Source organism: Variovorax sp. TLI9-5A (assembly GCF_056867935.1).
The window spans coordinates 2,420,578-2,444,111 of record NZ_CP200310.1 but is presented as its reverse complement, the minus strand read 5'-3'; the positions used below and the strand labels follow the sequence as shown (position 1 = coordinate 2,444,111).

The following is a 23,534-nucleotide window of genomic DNA, read 5'->3' as shown; positions in this document are numbered from 1 at the left end:
AGTCGGTCTGCGCAGTGCGCGCGGTCCACGCGGTGGACTTCACCCTTGATGACGTATCCGGCGCCTCTTTGTTCAGGCCACCCCTTCCACCTGTCCGCTGCTCTTCTCCTGTTTCTCCAACTGCTCGATCTGCTCGATCAGGTGCAGCTCCACCAGCGCGGCGAGCGCCACCACCGTCGGCTCGTTGAAAAGCGCCGCCGGGTGCAGCACCACGCCGAACTTCTTGCGCACCCGGGCCAGCAGCTGGATGGCCGTGAGCGAGTCGCCGCCCAGCTCGAAGAGGCTGTCGTTCACCCCGACGGACGAGAAACCCAGCGCCTCGCTCCACATGCCGGCGATGTCGGCCTCCAGCTCGCTCGCGGGCGGCGCGAAGGGCGTCGCCAGCGCGGGCCGCTCGTGCACGCCGCCGGCCGGGCGGGCGGAAGCCTCCGGCGGGGATTCCACGTCGAAATCCAGAGAGGTCAGGCGGGCGCGCTTTTCCTCCACGCTCAGCGGCGACACGAAGAGCTGCGGCGCCACCGCGCCCGCGAGCACGCGCTCCAGGGCCAGCGTGCCCATTTCCGTGGAAATACCCACGCCCTCCGGGTGGCCGCGATGGGCGGCCATGCCGACTTCGCGCCAGGTGTCCCAGTTGAGCGACCAGACCGGGAAAGGCTGTTCGCGCAGTGCCAGCCGCGCCGTGGCGTCGAGAAAACAGTTGGCAGCGCAGTAGTCCGCGTCGCCGAAGGCACCGAGCGCTGCGGCAGTGGACGAGCAGAAGACCACGAAGTCGGGCGACTGCCCCTCCAGCGCCGCCAGCAATGCGCGCGTGCCCTGCACCTTGGGCGCGCAGACGGCCTCCACCGCCGCGCGCTCGCGCTGCGCCATCACGCCGCCGCCCGGCAGGCCGGCCGCGTGGATCACGCCGTCGACGGCCCCGAACTTCCCGACGGCCTGCTGCACGACTTCGCGCATGCGCGCCGCGTCGGCTACGTCGGCCTGCAGCACCAGCAACTCGGCGCCGGCCTGCGAAAGCTGCGTCAGCTTCTGCAGCCGCTCCCGCAATTCCGCGGAGGTGGAAGGATCGGCGATGACCTCGCCCCACAAGTGGCGCGCCGGCAGGCCGGAGCGCCCCACCAGCACCAGCCGGGCCTGCCATTCGCGCGCCAGCCGGCCAGCCAGCGCGAGGCCGATGCCGCCGAGGCCGCCTGTGATGAGGTAGACGCCCTGCTTCTTCAGCCGCTGGCGGGCCGGCTGGCTCTCGCCATGCGGCGCGGGCTCGAAGCGCTGCAGCCAGCGGTGCGGCCCGCGATACGCCACCAGCTCCGGCGGCTCGGCGGCGCGGGACTCGGCCAGCACCTGCCCGGCCAGCCGGGCCAGCGCCGCGCCGTCGCGGGGCACCACCAAGTCGATCAGCTGGCAGCCTACCTCCGGAAACTCCTGCGGCAGCACCTTGCAGGGGCCATGCAGCATCGCCTTGGCGGGGTTCAGGCTTTCCAGGCCCGTCACGTCCTCGACCTGGCTGGCGACCACCGTCACGCGCAGGCGTTCGCCCTGGCCGGCGACACCTTCGCCGTACAGCGCCTGCACCAGCGCCAGCATGCTGTGGAAACCGCGCGCCAGGGCGGGCTCCAGCGGGGCATCCGCCTCGCTCTCCTCCAGGCTCCACAGGTGGAAGATGCGGCGCAGGGGACCGTGCGCCGCGCCGGCTTCCCGAAGCACGCGCGCCAGGTCTCCGTGCTCATCGGGGCGCACGCCGTAGCGCTGCGCGCCCATGGCCTCGAAGGCCGATGCGCTCTCCGCCACCACGACGGGCGCCGCCGCCTCGCCGGTCAGCCTGCGCACCAGCTCCGAGCGGAAATCGCCCGCGTCGCCGAGCACGAGGCAATAGCCGCCTTTGGCCTCGGCCTCAGGCTCAGCGGAAATCGCCGCCCGCTGCCACGCGGGGGTGCTGAACCAGTCCGCCAGCTCGCGCTGGCCGGGTGCGGCCTGCTTCACCGGCGCGGGCGCACCGGTCGCAGAGGCCTTCACCGGCTCGATCCAGTAGGACCGGCTCTCGAAGGGATAGGTGGGTAGCGGCACGTGCCGCCGCCGCGAATCCGAGTGATAGGCGTGCCAGTCGACCGGCACGCCCGCCACCCACAGTTGCGCGAGCGCGCGGGCGCACTGCGCGTCGCCCTCGCGCCATTGCTGCGGCCGGGTCTGCGATGCCACGATGCAGGCGGCCGAGGCCGCGCGGGCATGGCGCCGCGCCAGCGACACCAGCACTTCGCCCGGCCCTGCTTCCAGCAGCGCGACGCGGCCCGCCATGCCCAGCACCTCGCCCAGCCCTTCGGCAAAACGCACCGTGCCGCGCAGATGCCGCACCCAGTACTGCGCGCTGACCGCCTCGGCGTCGGTGATCGGCCGGCCCGTGACGTTGGAGATGAAGGGAATGGCCGGCGCATTCCTGCGCACGCCATCGACCAGCGCCTCGAAGGCCGGCAGCACCGGGTCCACCATCGATGAGTGGAAGGCATGCGAGACGTGCAGCCGGCGCGCCACGGTGCCGCGCGCACTCAGTTCACGCTCCACCGAGGCGATGGCGTCCGGCGTGCCGGAAAGCACGCAGAGCTTCTCGTCGTTGATGGCCGCGAGGCTGCAGTCGGGCGAGAGCCATGGCTGAAGCTCGGCCTCCGACAGCGCGACGGCCAGCATCTCGCCACGCGGCAGGCCCTGCATCAGCCGTCCGCGCGCGGTGATGAGCGCCAGCGCATCCTCCAGGCCGAACACACCCGCGACGCACGCGGCCACATATTCACCGACGCTGTGCCCGAGCATGACCGAGGGCTGCACGCCCCAGTGCATCCACAGCCGCGCCATCGCGTACTCGACGACGAAGAGCGCGGGCTGCGTGATGGCTGTCTGCGACAGCTTCTGCGCCGCCGCAGCCTCGTCGGCCTCGGCCGGGAAAAGGTACTGCCGCAGGTCCAGCCCGAGCAGCGGCTCGAGCAACCGGCAGCACTGGTCGGCCACCTCGCGGAACTTCGGCTCGCTCTCGTAGAGCCTGCGGCCCATGTGCACGTGCTGCGCGCCCTGCCCCGGGAACAGGAAGGCGGCCTGCGCCGCCTCGGCGGAGCACGCGCCGGACCAGCCGTGCGCCGCGTCGGGCGCCTCGAGCAGGCGCGCGGCGTCGGCCGGGTTCGATGCCAGCACGGCCCGGCGGTGGGCGAAGTGCCTGCGTCCCGTCTGCAGCGTGTAGGCGATGTCGGCCAGGGGCGGTGCCGCGCCGTCCGTGTTCTCTGCGATGTGACGCGACAGGCGCGCCTGCGCCGCGCGCGCCGCATCGGCGCTGCGGGCCGACACCGGCAGCACCTGCCATGCACGCGCCACGCCGGTGGCCGCGGCGGCGGGCGCCTCCTCCAGCACCACGTGCGCATTGGTGCCGCCCATGCCGAAGGAACTCACGCCCGCGCGGCGCGGCGTGGGGCCGGCGGGCCAGTCGCGCGCAGCCGTGTTGACGTAGAAGGGGCTGCCAGCGAAGTCGATCTGCGGATTCGGCTTCTCGTAGTGCAGGCTGGGCGGCAGCGTGCGGTGCCGCAGCGCGAGCACCGCCTTGATGAGCCCCGTCACGCCGGCCGCCGCGTCCAGATGACCGATGTTGGTCTTCACCGAGCCGATGGCGCAGTAGCCGGAACGCTCCGTGCCGCTGCGGAAGGCCTGCGTGAGCGCGGCGATCTCGATGGGGTCGCCCATCGGCGTCGCCGTGCCATGCGCCTCCACGTAGCCGATGCTCCCGGGCTCCACGTCGGCGACCATCTGCGCGGCGAGGATGGCCTGCGCCTGCCCTTCCACGCTGGGCGCGGTGTAGCCCACCTTGGCCGAGCCGTCGTTGTTGATGGCCGAGCCCTTGATGACGGCGTGGATGGTGTCGCCGTCGGCCACCGCGTCGGCCAGTCGCTTCATCACGACGATGCCTGCGCCGCTGCCGCTGATGGTGCCGGCCGCGCGCGCGTCGAACGCGCGGCAGTGGCCGTCGGGCGATGCGATCGAGCCCGCCTGGTAGCGGTAGCCCAGCCCCTGCCCCAGGTTCAGCGAGACGCCGCCGGCCAGCGCCATGTCGGCCTCGTGGTTCAGCAGCGCCTGGCAGGCCATGTGCACGGCCACCAGCGAGGTCGAGCAGGCCGTCTGCACCGTGACCGCCGGCCCCTGCAGGTCGAGTTCGTAGGCCACGCGGGTGCACAGCGCGTCCTTCTCGTTGCCGTTGACCAGCGTCTGCAGCGTGGCTTCTTCGCCCTTGCCGCTCAGCACGCCGGCCGAAAGCAGGTTGCGCCAGGCGTACTGGTTGGTGCTCGCGCCGCCGTAGATGCCGATGCGCCTGGACTGGCGTTCGCCGTAGCCGCCGGCATGCTCCAGTGCCTCGACGGCCGTCTCCAGGAAGAAGCGCTGCTGCGGATCGAGGTACTCGGCCTCGCGTGCCGAGTAGCCGAAGAAGCCCGCGTCGAAACGGTCCATGCCATCGAGCACGACGCCAGCCTTCACGTAGTCGGGATCGGCCAGCGCCTCGGCCGGAACGCCGCGCGCGCGCAGCTCCTCGTCGGAAAAGAAGCTCACCGACTCCACACCGTCGCGGATGTTGCGCCAGAAGGCGTCGACGTTCGGCGCGCCGGGGTAGCGCCCGGCCAGGCCGACGATGGCGATGTCGATCGCGCCGAAGTCCTCGATGTCGCCTTGCTCGCTGGCTTCGCTCGTCATCGGTGCATTCCTTCCGCGGCCTTCTTTCGCCGCAACATGGCCTCGCGCTGCCTGCGCGCACCGTCGCGCGCCGGCTGCATGGCGGTTTCTTCCGAATGGGTGGGACTCAGGCGCTGGGCCTGGGAGGCGACGGTCGGGTGCCTGAACAGGTCGACCAACGGAACGAAGAGCCCCAGTTGCGACTTGATCTGCGCCTGCACCTGCACCAGCAGCAGCGAATGGCCGCCGATGTCGAAGAAGTTGTCTTGGATGCCCACACCGTCGAGGCCCAGCACCTGCGCCCAGATGACGCAGAGGGCCTGCTCGATCTCGCGCGTGGGGGCCACACGGGTGGCAGCGCCGGGCGCCTGGAGCTGCGGCAGCGCCTTGCGGTCGACCTTGCCGTTGGCGTTCAGCGGCAGCGCGTCGAGCACCACGATCGGCCCCGGCACCATGTACTCGGGCAGCTTCTCCAGCAGCTTCGCCTTCAGCATCGCCGCGTCCATGGCCTGCGAGCCCGCTGCGCCCGAGACATACGCCACCAGCCGCGCACCGCCCGCCGCCTGCTGCGCCACCACCACCGCCTCGCGCACCCCCGGCTGCGCCAGCAACTGCGCCTCGATCTCCCCCAGCTCGATGCGCAAGCCCCGGATCTTCACCTGATGGTCGATGCGCCCCAGGTATTCGAGCTCTCCGTCCTCCCTCCAGCGCACCAGGTCGCCCGTGCGGTACAGCCGCTCTCCGGCGCCGCCGAACGGATCGGCGACGAAGCGCTCGGCGCTCAGGCCTGCCTTGTCCAGGTAGCCCCGCGCCAGGCCGATGCCGCCGAGGTACAGCTCGCCCGGCAGTCCTTGGGTCGCGAGGTTCAGGCCATCGTCGAGCACGTAGGTCTTCGTGCCCGCGATCGGGCGGCCGATGGCGACGTGGTTGCGTCCATCGGGCCTGCACGTCCAGTGCGTGACGTCGATGGCCGCCTCCGTGGGGCCGTACAGGTTGTACAGGCCCGCACCGGGCAGGCGCTCGAACACCCTGGCCTGCGCCTCGGCGGGCAGGGCCTCGCCGCTGCACACGATGCGCTTCAGGCTGGTGCAGGCCTCGATGCCCTCATGGGCCACGAAGGCCTGCAGCATGGAGGGCACGAAGTGGATGGTGCTGACCTGGTGCTGGCGGATCAGCTCGACCAGCTTCGCCGGCTCGCGGTGATCGCCCGGTCGGGCCACCACCAGGCGCGCGCCCTGCATCAGCGGCCAGAAGAATTCCCACACCGACACGTCGAAGCTGAAGGGGGTCTTCTGCAGCACGGTGTCGGCTTCGCCCAGCGAATAGGCGTCCTGCATCCACGCGAGGCGGTTGTACAGCGACAGGTGCCGGTTGGCCGCGCCCTTGGGCCGGCCGGTGGAGCCGGAGGTGTAGATGACGTAGGCGAGGTGTTCGCGGTGCAGGGGCACGCCGGGGTCGACGCTCGGGCCGGCTTCCAGGTCCAGCCGGTCCAGCTCGATGGCCTGCACGCCCTCGCGAAGCGGAATGCCCGGCACGACGTGGCTCTGGGTGAGCAGCAGCGCGACGCCGCTGTCCTCGAGCATGTAGGCGATGCGGTCTCTCGGGTACTCGGGGTCGATGGGCACGTAGGCGCCACCGGCCTTGAGGATGCCCAGCAGGCCCACCACCATCTCGATGCTGCGCTCGACCGCGATGCCGACCTTGGTGTCGGGCTTCACGCCCAGCGCGATCAGGCGGTGCGCGAGGCGGTTCGCCTTTGCATTGAGTTGAGCGTAGCTCAGCGAGGCGTCGCCGAACACCAGCGCCACCGCGTCGGGGGTGCGTTGCGCCTGCAGGCCGATCAGCCGGTGCACCGGATCGGTGTAGGCGCGGTGTGGCAGGTTGGCGCTATGGCGCATCAGTTCGGCGCGTTCCTCCTCGCCCGTCAGCACGAGATTCGCGAGCACGCAGTCGGGGTCGGCCGCCAGCGTCTGCAGCACGCGCTGGTAGCTGTCGACCAGCCGCTGCGCGGTGCGCGCCTCGAACAGGTCGGTGTTGTATTCGAGCCGGCCGCGCACGCCCTGCGGGTCGATGTAGAAATCCAGCGACAGGTCGAACTTGGCGCCCGCGTCGTCGAACTCTTCCAGCTCGGCCTGCACGCCCTCGAAATCGAGCGCCACGGCCTCGCCGGACATCTGCACGCCGAACATCACCTGGAACAGCGGGCTGCGTGCCGGGTCGCGCCGGTCCTTGCGGTTCGCGAGCAGCACTTCGAAGGGCAGGTCGGCGTTGTCCAGCGCGGCCAGCGCATCGGCGCGCACCTGCCGGCAGACCTCGCGCAGGCTCTGCCGCGGCGAGAGCCGCGCGCGGAACACCTGGGTGGTCACGAAGAAGCCCAGCAGTTCGCTGACCTCCTCGTGGTGCCGGCCGGCGTTGGGCACGCCGATGGCGAAGTCGCCCTGCCCGCTCAGGCGCGACAGCAGCACCTGCCATGCCGCGAGCAGCGCGACGAAGGGCGTGCATTTCTCGGCGCGGCAGAACTTCTGCACTGCCAGGGCCAGCGCCGCCGGCAGCTCGAAGCCCAGCGCGGTGCCGGCGAATGTCTTCTGCGCGGGGCGCGTGCGGTCGGTCGGCAAGTCGAGCGACGGAACCTCGGGGCCGAGGTGCCGGTTCCAGTGGTCGAGCTGTCGCGCCAGCGCACCGCCCTGCACGCTCGCGCGCTGCCACACGGCGTAGTCGGCGTACTGCACCGGCAGCGGCGGCAGCGTGACAGCGGCACCGCCGCTGCGCAGCGCGAGCCGGTAGGCCCGCGCCAGGTCGTTGGCAAGAATCGGGTTCGACCACGCATCGGAGACCACGTGATGCAGGCACACGGCCAGCACGTGGCGCCGGTCGCCCAGCTTCACCAGCCGCGCGACCAGCGCGGGCGCGGCGCCCAGGTCGAACACGTGCGCCGCGGTGCGGCGCACGGCCTCGTCCAGCGGCTGCTTCTGCGCATCGGGCGAAAGCGCCGAGAGATCGATGCGCTCCAGCGCGAAGGGCGCCGATGCCAGCACCCGCTGCATCGGCACGCCGTCCTGCTCGAAGAAGGCGGTGCGCAGGATGGCGTGGCGCGCGATGAGCGCCTGGAACGCACGCTCCAGCGCATCGGCGTCGAGCGCGCCACCCAGGCGGAAGACGCGCGGCAGGTTGTATGCCGTGAGGCCGGGTTCGAGCTTCTGCAGGAAGCAGAGCTGCTCCTGCGCGTAGGAAAGCGCGACGGCATCGCCATCGCGCACCGTGCTGACGATACCGATGCTCATGCAGCCTCGCTTGCTTCTGCCGTCGCCTCTTCGGACTGCCGGAGCGACCGCGCCCGCCGCTCGAGCCCCTCGGCATCGCCGCTGGCCTCGCGCAGCACCACGGCGAGCGCGGCCGGCGTCGCGTGGTCGAACACAGCGCCCGCCGCGATCTCCACCTGCAGCTGCTTGCGGATGCGCGCCACCAGCTTGATGACCTGCAGCGAATGGCCGCCGAGCTCGAAGAAATCTTCATCCGCGCCGATGGGGCCGCTGCCCAGCAGCGAGGCCATGCCGTCGGCCAGCACAGCTTCGAGCGCGTCGCGCGGCTCGGTGCGCACGCGGCGATCGGCTGCGGCGGGTTCCTTCGCCGCCAGCGCGGCAAGCGCGAGGCGGTCGATCTTTCCGTTGGGCAAGCGCTCGAAGGCGTCCACCGCCTTGAAGCCGGCCGGCACCATGTGCGCGGGCAGCTGCGCGGCGAGCCGCTCGCGCAGCGCGCGGCCATCGGCAAGCGCGGCATCGTCCGCGACGAAGAAGGCGGCCAACGTCGCCGCGCCCGCGGCATCCTGCACCGCAAGCACCACCGCCTGCCGCACGCCCGGCTGCGCCAGCAGCACCGCCTCGACCTCGGCGGGCTCCACGCGGAAGCCCTGGATCTTCACCTGATGGTCCGCGCGCCCCGCCAGGCGGATGCCGCCTTCGGGCAGCACGTGGGCCAGGTCGCCGGTGCGGTAGAGCCGCTCGCCCGGGTTGAACGGGTCGGCGACGAAGGCCTCGCCCCCCTCGTTCGCTTTGCGGTTCAGGTAGCCACGGCACAGCTGCGCACCGCCCACGTAGAGCTCGCCCATGCCGCCCGCCGGCACGAGGCGCAGCGATGCGTCGAGCACGTGCACGCGGTTGTTGGCCAGCACCTGCGTCAGCGGGAGCTGCGCGGGCAGTTGCTCGTCCACAGGCACGGCATGCACCATCACGCCGACCGTGGTCTCGGTCGGCCCATAGTGGTTGTAGATGGCGCACTGCGGCGCGAGCCGCGCGATGCGCTCGACCAGCGCGCGTGGCGCGGCCTCTCCGCCCAGCACCAGCGTGCGCGGCAGGTTGGGCGCCTCGCATTCGAGCAGCGCCTCCAGATGCGAGGGCACGATCTTGATCGCGTCGATCGCATGCGCGGCCATGAAGCGCGCGAAGGCTTCCGCGTCCCTGGCTTCTTCCTCATCCGCGACGACGAGGCATGCACCGTTGAAGAAGGCGCCGAAGAGTGCGGTGTTGCCAAGGTCGGCCACCACCGAACTCGTGAGCGCCCAGCGCCGGCATTCATCGAGCTTCATCGCGGCCGAGGCAGCGGCCACGTAGTTCAACAGCTGGCCCTGCTCGATGGCGACGCCCTTGGGCTTGCCGGTGGAGCCGGAGGTGTAGAGCACATAGGCCAGGTCCTGCGGCGCGATGCGGTGCGCCGGCGCTTCGCCGGGCAGGTCGTCGAGCGCGGCCGGCAGGGCATCAAGCACCAGCACGGGCTGCGCATCGGCGAGCACGGCGGCGCGGCGCGCCTCGGGCCAGCCGGGCTCCAGCGGCAGGTAGGCGGCGCCCGCGCGCCAGGCGGCGAACATCGCCACCGGCAGACCGAGCGAGCGTGGCAGGTTGAGCGCGACGATGGTGCCCGGCTTCACGCCCTGCGCGACGAGCCAGTGCGCGAGGCGGTCGATGCGGGCATCGAACTCGCGGTAGCTCAGGCGTTGCCCGCCCTCTTCGAGCGCGGGGGCCTCGGGCGTCGTCTTCGCCCAGTGCGCGATGCGATCGGCCACGCTCTGCGTGCCCACGTCGATGCGCGCGCCGTTCCGCGCGAGCAGCAGCGCCTGCTCCTTCGCGCCGACCAGCGGCAGCGAGCCCACGGGCGCATCGGGCTGCGCGACCACGGCGTCGAGCAGGGTCGCGAACTGCATCAGCAGGCGCTCCAGCGCGGCGCGGCTGTAGCGCGCCGCATCGGCGTGCAGCGAGAGCGCGGTGCCCTCGGCGCTCCATGCGGCCTGCAGCGCAAGCTCGAAGCATTGCATCGGACCGGGCAGGCCGGCCAGCGTCCATTGCGTGCCGGTGCCATGGCGGCGGCACGCCTCGTGCGAGGCGAAACCGACGACGGTGTGTGCGGCGAGCAGTGGCGTATCGACGGACCAGTATTCCTGCACGTCGACGTGCGCGGCCATGGTGCCCTGCAGCCGGCCGATCCAGTTCGCGAAAGATTCGCCGGAAGCCACGTCGACCACGATGGGCAGCACCTTGTCGAACAGGCCGACCGCGCCCTGCATCGGCTCGTAGTCGCGCCGGCAGTCGTGCTGCCAGCCGCCGGCGAAGCGGCCAGCGCCGCCGTCCAGCCGAGCGAGCAGGAGCCACCAGACGCCCTGCAGCAGGGTCTCGGGCTCGACTCCCAGCGCATCCGCGCGTTCGGCCACGCGGGCCGAGAGCGCCGCGTCGATGGCAGCGCCGGCCTCGTGGCGCGCCGTTGGCGCTCCGGCGCCGTCGAGCCGCGCATGCAGGCGCGGCGGCGCGAGCGTGGCGGCGTCGGCCGCGAAGCGCTGCCAGTAGGCGCGGCCCTCGGCGGCATCCTCGCCTTCGACCAGGTCCTGCCGCCATTCGACGAAGCGCGCGTACTGGAAGATGTCTTCCGGATCGAGGCTGCCCTCGCCGAGGTAGGCGGTGGCGATCTGGTCGAAAAGGTTCTGCAGGCTCTCGCGGTCGGCGGCCAGCGGGTTCACCGACAGCGCAAGCGTGTGCCGCGCCTCGCCCGTGCGCACGAGGTCGGCGCTGACGAGTTCGCCGCGCTCCATGGCCAGCGGCCCGCGGTTGAAGGCGTCGAGCCGTGCGGCCACGGCCTCGCCGGAGGCGTTGGGCATGTCGACGGACTGCCACTTCAGCGGCGGCATCTCGTCGTGGTACTGCAGCCGCAGGCCCCGGTAGCCGGGCACCTGCCGGATGGACGCGCACAGCGCGCCGTGCGCGCGCAGCACGCTCTCCACCGCCATGCGCAGGCGCGCGGTGTCCAGCGGGCCCTCGATGCCGGCCAGCATCAGCAGGCGGGGCGCCCCGGCGGGCACGAGGCGCTGCTCGGGGCTGAGCGCGAAGGTGGTTTCGGCGTTGTCAGTGGTCACGGTCGTCACGCTCATGCCCCCTGCTCGTCGGCCATGCGGGCGTCGGTCGCCACCTGCGCGGCGCCTGCCAGCGCGGCGCGGTCGAACATCGCGCCCATCGCCACCACGATCTTGCGCGGCCCTTCGTAAGGGTCGCGCGCGTGGGCGGCGAGCATGTTGTCGAGCATGACGATGTCGCCCTGCCGCCAGTCGAAGCGCACCGCGCATTCCTCGTAGACGCGGCCGACCACGGCCATGGTCTCGTCGGAGATGGGCGAGCCGTCGCCGTAGGTCACGTTGCGCGGCAGGCGGTCGATGCCGCCCATGGCCAGCAGGTCTTCACGCACCTGCGCCTCGAGGCAGGCCGGGTGGTGCAGCTGGATCTGGTTGAAGAACACCTTCTCGCCGGTCAGCGGATGGTGGATCACCGCAGGGCAGCGGGTGCGCGTCTGCAGCGTGTCGCCGTCGAGCCAGCGCCAGGCGATGCCGGCCGTGGCAAGGCGGGCTTCCACGTCCTCGCGGCGGTCGGTCTTGTAGAAGTCCTGCCAGCTCACGTCCAGACCCGGCGTGAAGGTGCGCACGTACAGCAGCTCCTTGCGCTCGAACTCGGCCACCATGCCGGCCGGCAGGCGGCGCAGCATCTCGCGGCAGTCGACGATGGGCGTGGCCCCGCCCACCGGCGAGGGCAGTTCGCAGAAAAACCACTGCTTGCGCGGCCAGCGGTCGAGGTGCGAACTCTCGTTGTGATACAGGATCATCTGCCGCTCGGGGTACGGCGTGGAGCGGTAGGTCTTCTTGCCGCCCTCCTTCTTGGGCAGGTCGCCGTAGCTGCCATACAGCTCGGGCTCGATGGCCTCGGCGAAGGCCTCGAAGTCCTGCGGCGTCTTCAGGCCGAAGTTGCGGAACAGGATGCCGCCGTGCTTCGCCACCAGCATCTCGATGTAGTCGGCCTGGCTCTTCGCCCAGGCCACGGTGTCGAGGTCGGTGGTGGTGGCCTGCAGCACGATGGGGAACTCGGCGCCGGGCTCGAGAAAGGAGGTCTGGACCACGGGGCGCGCGGCGGTGCGCGCGGCTTCGGCGCCGGGCGCGGCCTTGGCGAGTTTCCCAAGCTTGCCGAGCTTGTCCATCTTGTTGCCGCTGCCGGCTGCGGGTCGGGTGGTGTTGTTCATGTCGATTCGCTCCTGCGATGGGGTGGTGGCCGGCGCGTCGATGGCCAGCCCCGGTGTTGCGGCGATCCGCTCCAGCAGCGCGTGCCACGAAGCGGCGGACTTCTCGACGGTCTCCCGCCGGTACAGGTCTGTGGCGTACACCCACTCGACGGTGAGCGCGCCGGCCTGCTCCCTGGCGAACACCGCCAGGTCGAACTTGGATTCGTTCATCTGCTGGGGCAGCACCTCGACCTCGGCGCCTTCGATGGCGAACCGGATCTCCGGTGTGTTCTGCAGGACGAAGAGCACCTGCACCAGCGGATTGCGGTCGCGCGCGCGGCGTGCGCCCGCGAGCTCCACGATCTGGTCGAAAGGCACGTCCTGGTGATCCATGGCGGCGAGCGTCTGCTCCTTGGTCCGCGCGAGCCATTGGCTGAAGTCGGCCTTTGGTCCGGCCATGCGCGAGCGCACCGGCACCACGTTGACGAAGAAGCCCAGCAGCTGCTCCAGGTCCGGATGGCCGCGTCCCGCCACGTCGGTGCCGATGACGATGTCGTCGGCGCCCGAGGCCTGGTGGAAGAACAGGAAGAAGGAGGACAGCAGCAGCGTGAAGAGCGAGGTGTCGGCCTCGCGCGCGAGCCTGCCCAGCGCCTGCGACAGGGCCGGCGAGAGCTCCAGCACCACCGAGCTGCCGGCGTGCGACGCGGTGGCAGGGCGCTGGTGGTCGGGTTTCAGGCTGGAGACCTGGGGCGCGTCGCGCAGATAGTCGCGCCAGAACGCGGCCTTGGCGCCGGAGGCGGGCGAGGCCAGTGCGCGCTCGTACCACGAGGCGTAGTCCACGTACTGCACCGGCAGCGGCGCGAGCGCCAGCGGCTGGCCGCGCAGCGCGCGCTGGTAGAAATCGCCGAGCTCACGCGCGAACACCGCGATCGACCAGCCGTCGAACACGATGTGGTGCACCACGAGGATCAGCACATGCTCGCGCTCGCCAAGGCGCGCGACGGTGGCCTTGATCAGCGGGCCCTCGGCCAGCACGAAAGGCATGCGCACGAGTTCGTCGAAGAGCCCGGCATAGCGGCGCTCGCGCTCGGCCTTGCCGGCCCCAGGAACGTCGATGACCGGTATGTCCAGGCTCACGCGGTCGCGGATCACCGCCACGGGCTCGCCCTCGCCGTCCTCGGCGAACACGGTGCGCAGCACTTCGTGGCGCGCGACGATGGCGTCGATGGCCGCGCGCAGCGCGCCGATGTCCAGTTCGCCGTGCAGGGCAAGGCCGGCCGACATGTTGTAGGCCGCGCGGCCCGAGACATTGGCGGCATCGGTGAGGCGGTCAACCAGCCACAGGCGCCGCTGCATCGGCGACAGCGGCAGCACGCCGTCGCGCGGCACCGGCGCGATTTCGGTCGAAGAGGCACTGCCCCGGTTCGCCGCGGCATCCTGCGCAGGCATGTGCGCCATCAGCCCCGCGATGGTCGGCGCCTTGAAGAACTCGCTGGGGTGCAGCTCGACGGCATAGGCCTTGCGGATGCGCGACAGCAGCTGGATCGCCACCAGCGAATCGCCGCCGAGCTCGAACAGGTTGTCGTCCATGCCGATGGGCGCGATGCCCAGCCGCTCGGTCCACAGCGCGGCCAGCGCGTTGGCGAGCTCGCCTTCGGGGGCGACGAAAGGCGTCTGCAGCGTGGGGCGCGGATGGCTGCCGCCGCTCGTGGCGGGCTGCGCGCCTTCGGCATCGAGCAGGTCGAGCATGCCGTTGTCCAGCGGGCCGAGGCGCCCGGCGAGGTCGGTGGTCGAGATCACGGTCTGCGGCCGCAGCGGGCCGTTGACGATGCGCTCGAAGGTGCGCGCGCCCTCGGGCCCGTCCATGCCGATGCCCTCGGGCACCACCATGTTCTCGGCCATGCCGAGGCCGCGCCAGGCGTCCCAGTTGACCGAGAAGACCGGATAGCCGCCACTGCGCGCATGCGCGATGGCCACAGCGTCGAGATACGCGTTGGCCGCGGCGTAGTCGCTCATGCCCAGGCCGCCGGCCACGCTGGAGATGGAGGAGCAGAACTGCACGAAGTCGAGCTGCTGGCCGCGCACCGCGTCCAGCAGCACGCGGGTGCCGCGCACCTTGGTGGAGAACACGGTGTCGACCTGTGCGCGCGTGCGCTGGGCCATGATGCCGCCGCCCGCGTCGCCCGCCGCGTGGACGATGCCGTGCAGCGCGCCGAAGCGCGCGTTCGCGAGCGTGAGCGCGGCCCGCACCTGTGCCGGGTCCGACACGTCGGCCGACAGGGTCAGCACCTGCGCGCCCAGCGATTCGAGTTCGAGCAACTGGCGCAGGCGCGTTCTCTGTGCCTCGGTCTGGCTCGCGTCGCCGGCCAGCGCGCCCCACGCCGCGCGCTCGGGCATGGCCGTGCGGCCGAGCAGCACCAGCCTGGCCTGCCAGTGCTGTGCCAGGTGCTTCGCGATGGCGAGGCCGACGCCGCCCAGGCCGCCGGTGACGAGGTACACGCCCTCCCGGCGCAGTCGCGGCCGTGGGGCAGCCGGCAACGGCGCGGGTTCGTAAGTCTTGGCCCAGCGATGCGCGCCGCGATATGCCAGCAGCGGCTCACCCGGCTCTTCGAGCAGCGCCGCGGCTTCGGCGGCGATCTGTTCGACGAGCAGTGTCTCGGCCTCGCTCTCGGGCGCGGGCAGCATCACGTCGATCAAGCGGCAGCGGATGCGCGGGCATTCCTGGCCGATCACCTTGGCCATGGCCGGCAGCGTGGCCTTCTCGGGGCACAGCGCCTCGGCGCCGGTGATGTCCTCGATCTGGTTGGCGACGATGGCGATGGGCAGCATGGCGGCGGTGGCCGCGGTGGTGCGCGTGTCCAGCGCATGCACCAGCGCCAGCAGGCTGAAGAAGCCGCGCTCCAGCAGCTCGGCCTGAGGCCCGGCGGCGGGTACCTCGTCGAGGCACCAGAGATGGTGGATGGCGGCGATGGCGCCGAAGTCGGCTTCGACCTCGCGCAGCAGCCGCGCGTGGTCGGCCTGCTCGCCGGGACGCAGCACCCACTCGTCGCGGCCGTTGCGCGCGAAGGATTCGCCGCGCTGCGCGATGGCCACGGCACGGCCCTGCGAGCGCAGGTGACGCGCAAGATGGCCGGTGAAGCTGCTGTCGTCGCCGTAAACCAGCACGCAGCCCGCGCCAGGCTCGCCGACCACGGGCATCGGCGCCTCGATGCGCTTCCATGCCGGCACGTAGAACGCATCCAGCGGCTTCCTGCCCACCGATTTCGCCGATGCGCCATCGGGCACGTCGACCCAGTAGCGGCGGCGCTGGAACGGGTAGGCCGGCAGCGGCACGCGGCGACGCGCCTGGCCCGCATGACAGGCGGCCCAGTCGATGTTCACGCCCGCGATCCAGAGGCTGGCGAGCGCCTGCGCGATCTGCTGCGCGTTGCGCGCCCGTTGCTGCGGATGCGCCTGGCTGGCGAGCACGGCGGCCGCCGACGCGGCCTTGGGGTGCTGGCGCGCGAGGCCCGCGAGCGTCTCGCCGGGGCCCACTTCGAGCACCACGCGCCCAGGCACGTCGAGCAGCGTGCGCAGGCCGTCCACGAACTGCACCGTGCCGCGCAGGTGCTGCGCCCAGTAGCCGGGGCTCATCGCCTGTTCGGCCGTGACGAGCCGGCCGGTGACGTTGGAGATGAAGGGAATCTTCGGTGCCTGCCGCGGCACCGAGGCGATGAGCCGCTCGAGTTCGCCGAGCAGCGGCTGCGTCATCGCCGAATGCGAGGCGATGGACACATGCAGGCGGCGCGGCAGGTGGCCCTGCCCGCGCAGCTTCTCCTCGGCTGCCTCGATGGCGCCGATGGGGCCGGAGAGCACGCAGAGCTGCTCGCCGTTGGCCGCGGCGAGGTCGCAGCCGTCCTTCAGGTAGGGCGCGAGCTCGGCCTGCGAGAGCGGCACCGCCGTCATCGCGCCGGGCTGCATGGACTGCAGCAGCCGGCCGCGCAGGGCCGCCACGCGCAGCGCGTCTTCCAGCCTGAACACGCCCGCCAGGCAGGCGGCCACGTATTCGCCGAGGCTGTGGCCCATCATCACGGCGGGGCGCACGCCACGGCGCATCCACCAATGCGCCATTGCATATTCGATGACGAACAAGGCGGGCTGCGCCAGGGCGATGCTGAAAAGGCGCGCATCGGCGTCGGCCTCCGCGCCCGGCGCGGGGAACAGCAGCTCGCGCAGGTCGAAGCCGAGTTCGGGGCGCAGCAGCTCGCAGCAGCGGTCGACGTCCTCGCGGAAGGCGGTGTCGCCGCGGTACAGCTCCAGGCCCATGTTGGCGTGCTGGGTGCCGCCGCCGGGGAACAGGAACGCCACTTCGGGCGGTTCTTCGGGCGCCGGCACCGAGGCGGCGGCACTGGGGGTGACAACGCCCTCGCCCGAAGCGAGCATGCGCGCTGCCGCCGATGCCTCGTTTGCCACCACGGCGCTGCGATGCGCGAAGGCGCGGCGCCCCGACTGCAGCGTGTGCGCGATGTCGGTCAGCGCGAGCTCCGGATGCACCTCGATGTGCGCTGCAAGCCTTTGCGCGGCCTGCCGCGTGGCGGCGGCGCTCATGGCCGACAGCGGCAGCACCTGCCAGCCGCTTTCCTGCGCGTGTTCGACGACGGCCGGTGCTTCCTCCAGCACCACGTGCACATTGGTACCGCCAATGCCGAAGGAGCTGACGCCCGCGCGGCGCGGCGCGTCGCCCTTCGGCCAGGGCCTGGCCTCGGTGTTCACGTAGAACGGGCTGTTCGCAAAGTCGATCTGCGGATTGGGCTGCTCGAAATGCAGGCTGGGCGGCAGCGTCCTGTGGCGCAGCGCCATCGCCGCCTTGATGAGGCCGGCCACGCCGGCGGCCGCGTCGAGGTGGCCGATGTTGGTCTTCACCGAGCCGATGGCACAGCGGCCCTTTTCGGTCGCGCCGCCGCTGGCGAAGGCCTGTGTGAGCGCAGCCATCTCGATCGGGTCGCCGAGCGTTGTGCCGGTGCCGTGCGCCTCGACATAGCCGACGGTGGCGGCGGGAACGTCGGCCACCATCTGCGCCGCGCGGATCGCGCTGGCTTGGCCCTGCACGCTGGGCGCGGTGAAGCCGATCTTGTCGGAGCCGTCGTTGTTGGAGGCGCTGCCCTTGATGATCGCGTGGATGGTGTCGCCGTCGCGCAGCGCCTCGGAAAGCCGCTTGAGCACCACGATGCCCGCGCCGCTGCCGATGACGGTGCCGGCGGCCTTCGCGTCGAAGGCGCGGCAGTGGCCGTCGGGCGAGAGGATGGCGCCGCTCTGGTAGCGGTAGCCGCCTTCCTGCAGCAGGTTGAGCCACACGCCTCCGGCCAGCGCCATGTCGCAGTCGTGGCTCAACAGCGCCTGGCAGGCCATGTGCACCGCCACGAGCGAGGTGGAGCATTCGGTCTGCACGCTGACGGCCGGGCCGCGCAGGTCGAGCTTGTAGGCCACGCGCGTGCACAGCGAGCCGGCGGAGTTGCCGCTCATCAAGCCGAGCATGTCGGCGATGCCGGTGCCGGCATCCACGCCGAAGGCGGGCAGCAGGTGCCGCATGAGGTAGAGATTGGGGCCGTCGCCTGCATAGACGCCGACCGACGCCCCCCGTTGCCCGCCTGCCAGCCGGCGCTTTCCAGCGCCTCCCAGGCGCATTCGAGAAAGATGCGCTGCTGCGGATCGAGGTGCTCGGCCTCGCGCGGCGAATAGCCGAAGAAGCCTGCGTCGAACTGGTCGAAGCCTTCGAACAGCACGCCGGCCTTCACGTAGTCGGGGTCGGCCAGGGTGCGTTCGGGCACGCCGCGCGCGCGCAGCTGCTCGTCGCTGAAGACGGTGACCGACTCCACGCCGTCGCGGATGTTGCGCCAGAAGGCGTCGACGTCCGGCGCGCCAGGGAAGCGGCCGGCCATGCCGACGATGGCGATCTCGATGCCCGTGTATTCGGACGAAGGTGTCTGGTCTTGCATCAGAGGCTTCTTTCGGTGGGACGGCGGCGCTGCAGCAGGGCCGCGCGCTGGCGCTGGGCGCGCGCCTGCCCGTCGTCGGCAAGCTCGCCGCCGGACTCGGCAGGCGCGGCGCCGCGCTGTCCCTGTTCGATGCGCCGCGCGAGCGCGCCGACGGTCGGGTACTTGAAGAGGTCGACCACGGTGAGGCCCGGCTTGAGCCGGTCTTCCATCAGCCGGTGCATGCGGATCACGAGCAGCGAGTTGCCGCCGAGGTCGAAGAAGTTGTCGTTCATGCCGACCTTCGCGACCTTGAGCAGCTCGGCCCAGATCGCGGCCAGCGCCTCGGCCACGTCGCCCTGCGGCGCCTCGTAGCCATGGCCGCCCTGTCCCCCGGCAACGACGGGCGCAGGCAGTGCGCGGCGGTCGATCTTGCCGCCCGCGGTGAGCGGAAAGCTCTCGAGCGCCACGATGGCGGCGGGCACCATGTAGTCGGGCAGCGTGCGGGCCAGGCGCTCCCTGAGCGCGGCGGTGTCGATCTGCGCGGCAGGCGCGGGCGAGACGTAGGCGGCGAGCGAAGGGCCGGCCGCGGCCTCGTGCACGAGCACCAGCGCCTCGCGCACCGAAGGGTGCTCGCGCAGGCGGGCTTCGATCTCGCCGAGCTCGATGCGAAAGCCGCGGATCTTCACCTGGTGGTCGAGCCGGCCCAGGTATTCGAGCTGGCCGTCGCCGCGCCAGCGCACGAGGTCGCCGGTGCGGTAGAGCCTGCCGCCCGCGTCGCCGAAGGGGTCGGCGACGAAGCGCTCGGCCGTGAGCGCCGCGCGGCCGAGGTAGCCGCGCGCCAGCCCCTCGCCGCCGAGGTACAGCTCGCCGGCAACGCCTTGCGGCACCGGCTGCATGTCGGCGTCGAGCACATGGGCCGTGCGGTTGCCCACGGGGCGGCCGATGGGCGCGTAGCCCTGCACGTCGTCGTGCGCCGAACCGTTCCACGCGGTGGGCGTGATGACGGCTTCCGTCGGGCCGTAGGCGTTGACGATCCGCCCGGGGCGCAGCACGCGGCGGATCAGCGCCAGGTCTTCGCCGGTCCAGGCCTCGCCGCCGAAGAGCGCGAGGCGCACGGCGTGCGCGAACGGCGGCTGGCCCTGCATCAGCTGGCGGGCGTAGGCCGGCGGCAGGTCGACCACGCTCACGCGGTGGCGCTGCAGCAGGGCGTCGAGTTCGCCCGCGAGCGAGCACCACTGCGACTGCACCACGAGGGCCGCGCCCGTCGCGAGCGGCAGCAGGCACTGCTCGATGGCCGCGTCGACGTGCGGCAGCGCGAACAGCAGCGAGCGGTCTTCGGCGCGCATGCCGCAGGTGCGTGCCATCGCCTGGATGTGCATGGCCAGCGCGCCGTGCGGCACGGCCACGCCCTTGGGCCGGCCGGTGGTGCCGGAGGTGTAGACGAGGTAGGCGAGCTGGCCCTCGTGCAGGTCGATTTCCGGGTCGGTGGAGGCTTCGCTGCGCAGTTGCTCTTCGTCGAACAGCACAGAGGCGATGCCTCGCTGCACTTCCACATCCGCAGTGCTCGCCAGCAGCAGCCCGGCGCCGCTGTCTTCCAGCAACTGCGCAATGCGCTGCGCGGGATGCGAAGGGTCCAGCGGCAGGTAGGTTGCGCCGGCTTTGAGCACGCCGAGCAGGCCCGCCACGCGGTCTACGGCCGATTCGATGGCCACCGCGACGACGGTGCCCGGAACGGCGCCCTGGCGGATCAGCCGTTGGGCGACGCGATTGGCGCGTTCGTTCAGGGCCGCGTAGCTCCACTGGGCGTCACCATCGATCAGTGCAACGGCGGCCGGGGCCGCACGCGCATGCGCTTCGAACAGGCGATGCACGGGCTGCGGTTGCGACGATTGCCGCTCGCCGGTAGACCAGTCTCGCAGTTGGCGCTGCTGTGCCGCGTCGAGCCATTGCACGTCGCCGAGGGCCCGGACTGAATCCGACGCCAGCGCCTCCAGCAGCGCGCGGTAGTGTGCGGCGATGCGCTCGATGGTTGCGGGCTCGAACAGCTCGGCCGCGTAGGTGAACACGGCGCCGGTGCTTCCGTCGGCGCGCTCGCGGATGTCGAGCACGAGTTCGAACTGCGCGGCGCCCTCCTCCATGCGGCGCTCGCGGGCTTCCAGGCCGGGCAGCGCGCGCAGCGTGTCCGCGTCCTCGCGCAGGTGGTTGAGCATCACCTGGAACAACGGGCTGTGGCTCAGGCTGCGCTGCGGCTGCAGGGCCTCGACCAGCTGCTCGAAAGGCAGGTCCTGGTGGGCCTGCGCGCCGAGCGCGGCTTCGCGGACCTGCGTCAGCAACTGCGCGAGGCTCATGCGGCCGCTCACCGAAGCGCGCAGCACCTGAGTGTTGACGAAGAAGCCGATCAGCCCCGCTGTCTCGCTGCGGTGGCGGTTGGCCACCGGCACGCCGACGCGCACCTCCTGCTGGCCGGTGTAGCGGTGCAGCAGCGCCTGGAAGCCGGTCAGCAGCGCCATGAAGAAGGTCGCGCCCTGCGCCTGCGCCGCAGCGCGCAGCCGCTCGACGAGGGTGGCGTCGAATTCGAAGGCATGGCTGGCGGCGCGGTAGCTCGCCACCGCCTGGCGCGGATGGTCGGTGGGCAGGGCCAGCACGGGATGCTCGTCGCCGAGCTGGGCACGCCAGTAGGCGAGCTGGCGCGCGGCTTCGCCTGCGGCAAGCCAGTCGCGCTGCCAGAGGGCGTAGTCGGCGTACTGGATCGGCAGCGTCTCGAACCGCGGGGCCTCGCCTTTCGCGCGGGCCGCATAGCCTGCGCCGAGTTCGTCGACCAGCACCTGCATGGACGCGCCGTCGGACACGATGTGGTGCGCCACGACGACGAGCAGGTGACGGGCCTCGTCGAGGCGGATCAGCGCCGCGCGCAGCAGCGGGCCTTCGCCGAGGTCGAAGGGCTCGGCGTGGACGCGGCTCGCGTGCTCGGTCGCCGCAGCTTCGCGCTCGTGCACCGGCAGATCGCGCAGATCTCGCAGGTCGACGTGCCGCAGCGCGAACTGCGACATGGGCTGAAGCCACTGGCTGACGCTCCCGTCCGCCGCCGCGCGGAACACGGTGCGCAGGCTCTCGTGGCGGGCCACGATGTCGCCGAATGCCGCACCCAGCGCTTCGGCATGCAGCGGGCCCGACAGGTCAAGCGCCACGCCGACGTGGTACGCGGTGCTCTTCGGATCGAGTTGCCACAGGAACCATTGGCGTTCCTGCGCGTGCGAGAGCGCGAGCGGGCCGGCGCGGCGCTCGGCCGGCAGCACGGGGATCGCGCTGCGCGGGCTGCGCTGGCCGCTCGCGAGCACCCGGCGCACTTCGGCGGCGAGCTCGCCCAGCCGCGGCTGCTCGAACAGCATGCGCGCGGGGAAGTCGATTTCCCATCGGTCGGAAATGCGGGCCGCAACCTGCGTGGCGGCGAGCGAGTTGCCGCCGCGGGTGAAGAAGTGATCGCCGCGCGCAAGCGCGGGCTGCTGCGCGTCGCGGCGCAGCACTTCGTTCCAGATGGAGGCGACGGCCTGCTCCAGCTCGTCGAGCGCCGATTGCGCGGCGGGCGCGTTCGCCGTGGCCACCGGACCGCCGAGCACGAATTCGCCGTGCGCGTACATCGCGTAGGCGTCGGCCGTCCGGTCGATCCAGCCCTGCCGGCAGGCGCCGCGCTGCAGCTTGCCGCTGGTGGTCTTGGGCATGCCGCCGGGGTTGAGCAGCATCACGACGGACAGCGGCTCGCCGAACTGCTCGCTCACGGCCGCGCTCAGCGTCTCGACCAGCGCCTCGGGACTGACCAGCTTCTGCGTGCTGCGCGAGACCTCGGCCGCGAGGCCGATGCCCTCGCCGTCCGGCCCATCGACGGCGAAAGCCGCCACGCGGCCCTTGCGAACGATGTCGACCTCGGATTCGATCATGCGCTCGATGTCCTGCGGGTACAGGTTGTGGCCGCGAACGATGATCATGTCCTTGATGCGCCCAGCCACGTAGAGCTGGCCCTCGTGTACGAAGCCGAGGTCGCCGGTGCGCAGCCAGGTGGCGCCTTCGTGCTCGACGAAGGTATTGCGCGACACATCGGGCTTGTTCCAGTAGCCGCTTCCGATGCTGGGCCCGGTGGCCCAGATCTCGCCGATGCCGCCTGCGTCGCGCACGGCCAGCGAAGCTGGATCGACGATGCGCACGGCATGGCCGCAGACGGTCCTGCCGCAGCCGACGAGCGTGGTGCCTTCTTCAGATCCGGCCTGGCTCTCGACAACGCCGCGCGCGAGGCCGCGGCTCGAGAAGTCCTGGGCGACCATGCCCGCGCCGCGCTGGCCGCCGGTCACGAACAGCGTCGATTCGGCGAGGCCGTAGCACGGATACACCGCACCGGCGGCGAAGCCCGCGGGCGCGAACTGCTTCCTGAATTCACGCAGCGTATCGGCGCGCACCGGCTCGGCGCCGGAGAAGGCCAGGGTCCAGCTCGACAGCTCGAGCTTCTGCAGTTGCGCTTCCGAAACTCTTTCGAGGCACAGGCGGTAGGCGAAGTCGGGGCCGCCGCTGATGGTCGCCCGGTGGCGCGAGATGGCTTCGAGCCACCGCACGGGCCGCTCGAGAAAGTAGCGCGGCGACATCAGCACGACGGGAATGCCGCGGTGCAGCGGCTGCAGCAGGCCGCCGATCAGGCCCATGTCGTGGTTCAACGGCAGCCAGCTCGCGAAGGTGTCGTCCCGTCCGACGGAAAGCCCCTCCTCGATCGCACGCATGTTCGCCATGAGGTTGGCGTGCGTGACCATGACGCCCTTGGGCGCAGAGGTCGAGCCGGAGGTGTACTGCAGGAAGGCGATGTCGGAAGCGGCCGGCGTGTGAGGCACCCAGCGGTCGGCATCCTCGGCGCCGATCTCGTCGACGGCGATCAGCGGAGCGTCGCCAAAGGCTTCGGCAACGCTGGCGATGGACGCCTTGATGGCCGCATGCGTCAGCACGCAGCAGGCGCCGGCGTCGGCCGCGATGCCCTCCAGCTTGCCCAGGTGCCGCCTGCGCGTGGACTCGGGCGGGAATACGGGTACGGCGATGAGGCCGGCATAGAGGCAGGCAAAGAAGCTGACGACGTAGTCGTCGCTGTTGTCGAGCATGATCAGCGCGCGCTCGCCACGGCCATGCAACTGCTGCAGCCGTGCCGCAAGGCCGCGCACGCGCTCGTCGAGCCGGCCGTAGGTGATGGGGGCGTCGAGGGGGGCGCCGTCGCGGTCGGTGACGGCGATCAGCGCAGTGTCGCCGGGCCGCCGCGCAGCCAGATCGCGCAGGTGGCTCACGAAGTCCACGGGGTGCATCGGGTTCACATCGATTCCTTGAATTGCCGGGCCCGCG

The 23,534-nt window shown here is 71.5% G+C and carries 6 protein-coding genes; all 6 read right to left on the bottom strand.

What is annotated here, in order from left to right:
* Positions 1-72: 72 nt before the first annotated feature.
* From AC1VNX_RS11695 to AC1VNX_RS11670, 6 genes are read right to left on the bottom strand one after another with little or no spacing between them, the layout of a single operon-like run.
* Entirely contained in the window at positions 73-4,713 is a 4,641-nt protein-coding gene (locus AC1VNX_RS11695; protein WP_483156846.1) for a type I polyketide synthase, read from the bottom strand.
* The gene (locus AC1VNX_RS11690) at positions 4,710-7,973 is read right to left on the bottom strand and encodes an amino acid adenylation domain-containing protein (RefSeq protein ID WP_483156845.1); all 3,264 of its coding nucleotides are present in this window, start codon (positions 7,971-7,973) and stop codon (positions 4,710-4,712) included. The genes AC1VNX_RS11695 and AC1VNX_RS11690 overlap by 4 nt, the downstream gene beginning before the upstream one ends.
* Positions 7,970-11,101 (bottom strand): non-ribosomal peptide synthetase, encoded by a 3,132-nt coding sequence (locus tag AC1VNX_RS11685; protein ID WP_483156844.1) that lies wholly within the window; start codon positions 11,099-11,101, stop codon positions 7,970-7,972. The genes AC1VNX_RS11690 and AC1VNX_RS11685 overlap by 4 nt, the downstream gene beginning before the upstream one ends.
* A complete protein-coding gene (locus AC1VNX_RS11680) occupies positions 11,098-17,781 on the bottom strand; it encodes an SDR family NAD(P)-dependent oxidoreductase (RefSeq protein ID WP_483156843.1) in 6,684 nt (2,227 codons plus the stop codon). Before AC1VNX_RS11680 ends, AC1VNX_RS11685 begins: the two co-directional genes overlap by 4 nt.
* A complete protein-coding gene (locus AC1VNX_RS11675) occupies positions 17,715-18,188 on the bottom strand; it encodes a beta-ketoacyl synthase N-terminal-like domain-containing protein (protein ID WP_483156842.1) in 474 nt (157 codons plus the stop codon). Before AC1VNX_RS11675 ends, AC1VNX_RS11680 begins: the two co-directional genes overlap by 67 nt.
* Complete coding sequence (locus AC1VNX_RS11670) at positions 18,188-23,497, bottom strand: amino acid adenylation domain-containing protein (protein ID WP_483161935.1); 5,310 nt, start codon at positions 23,495-23,497, stop codon at positions 18,188-18,190. Before AC1VNX_RS11670 ends, AC1VNX_RS11675 begins: the two co-directional genes overlap by 1 nt.
* Between the last annotated feature and the right edge of the window lie 37 nt (positions 23,498-23,534).

Coding starts and splice junctions, on each gene's coding strand:
- AC1VNX_RS11695 (WP_483156846.1), bottom strand. CDS start 4,713: ATGACGAGCGAAGCCAGCGAGCAAGGCGACATCGAGGACTTCGGCGCG.
- AC1VNX_RS11690 (WP_483156845.1), bottom strand. CDS start 7,973: ATGAGCATCGGTATCGTCAGCACGGTGCGCGATGGCGATGCCGTCGCG.
- AC1VNX_RS11685 (WP_483156844.1), bottom strand. CDS start 11,101: ATGAGCGTGACGACCGTGACCACTGACAACGCCGAAACCACCTTCGCG.
- AC1VNX_RS11680 (WP_483156843.1), bottom strand. CDS start 17,781: ATGCGGCACCTGCTGCCCGCCTTCGGCGTGGATGCCGGCACCGGCATC.
- AC1VNX_RS11675 (WP_483156842.1), bottom strand. CDS start 18,188: ATGCAAGACCAGACACCTTCGTCCGAATACACGGGCATCGAGATCGCC.
- AC1VNX_RS11670 (WP_483161935.1), bottom strand. CDS start 23,497: ATGCACCCCGTGGACTTCGTGAGCCACCTGCGCGATCTGGCTGCGCGG.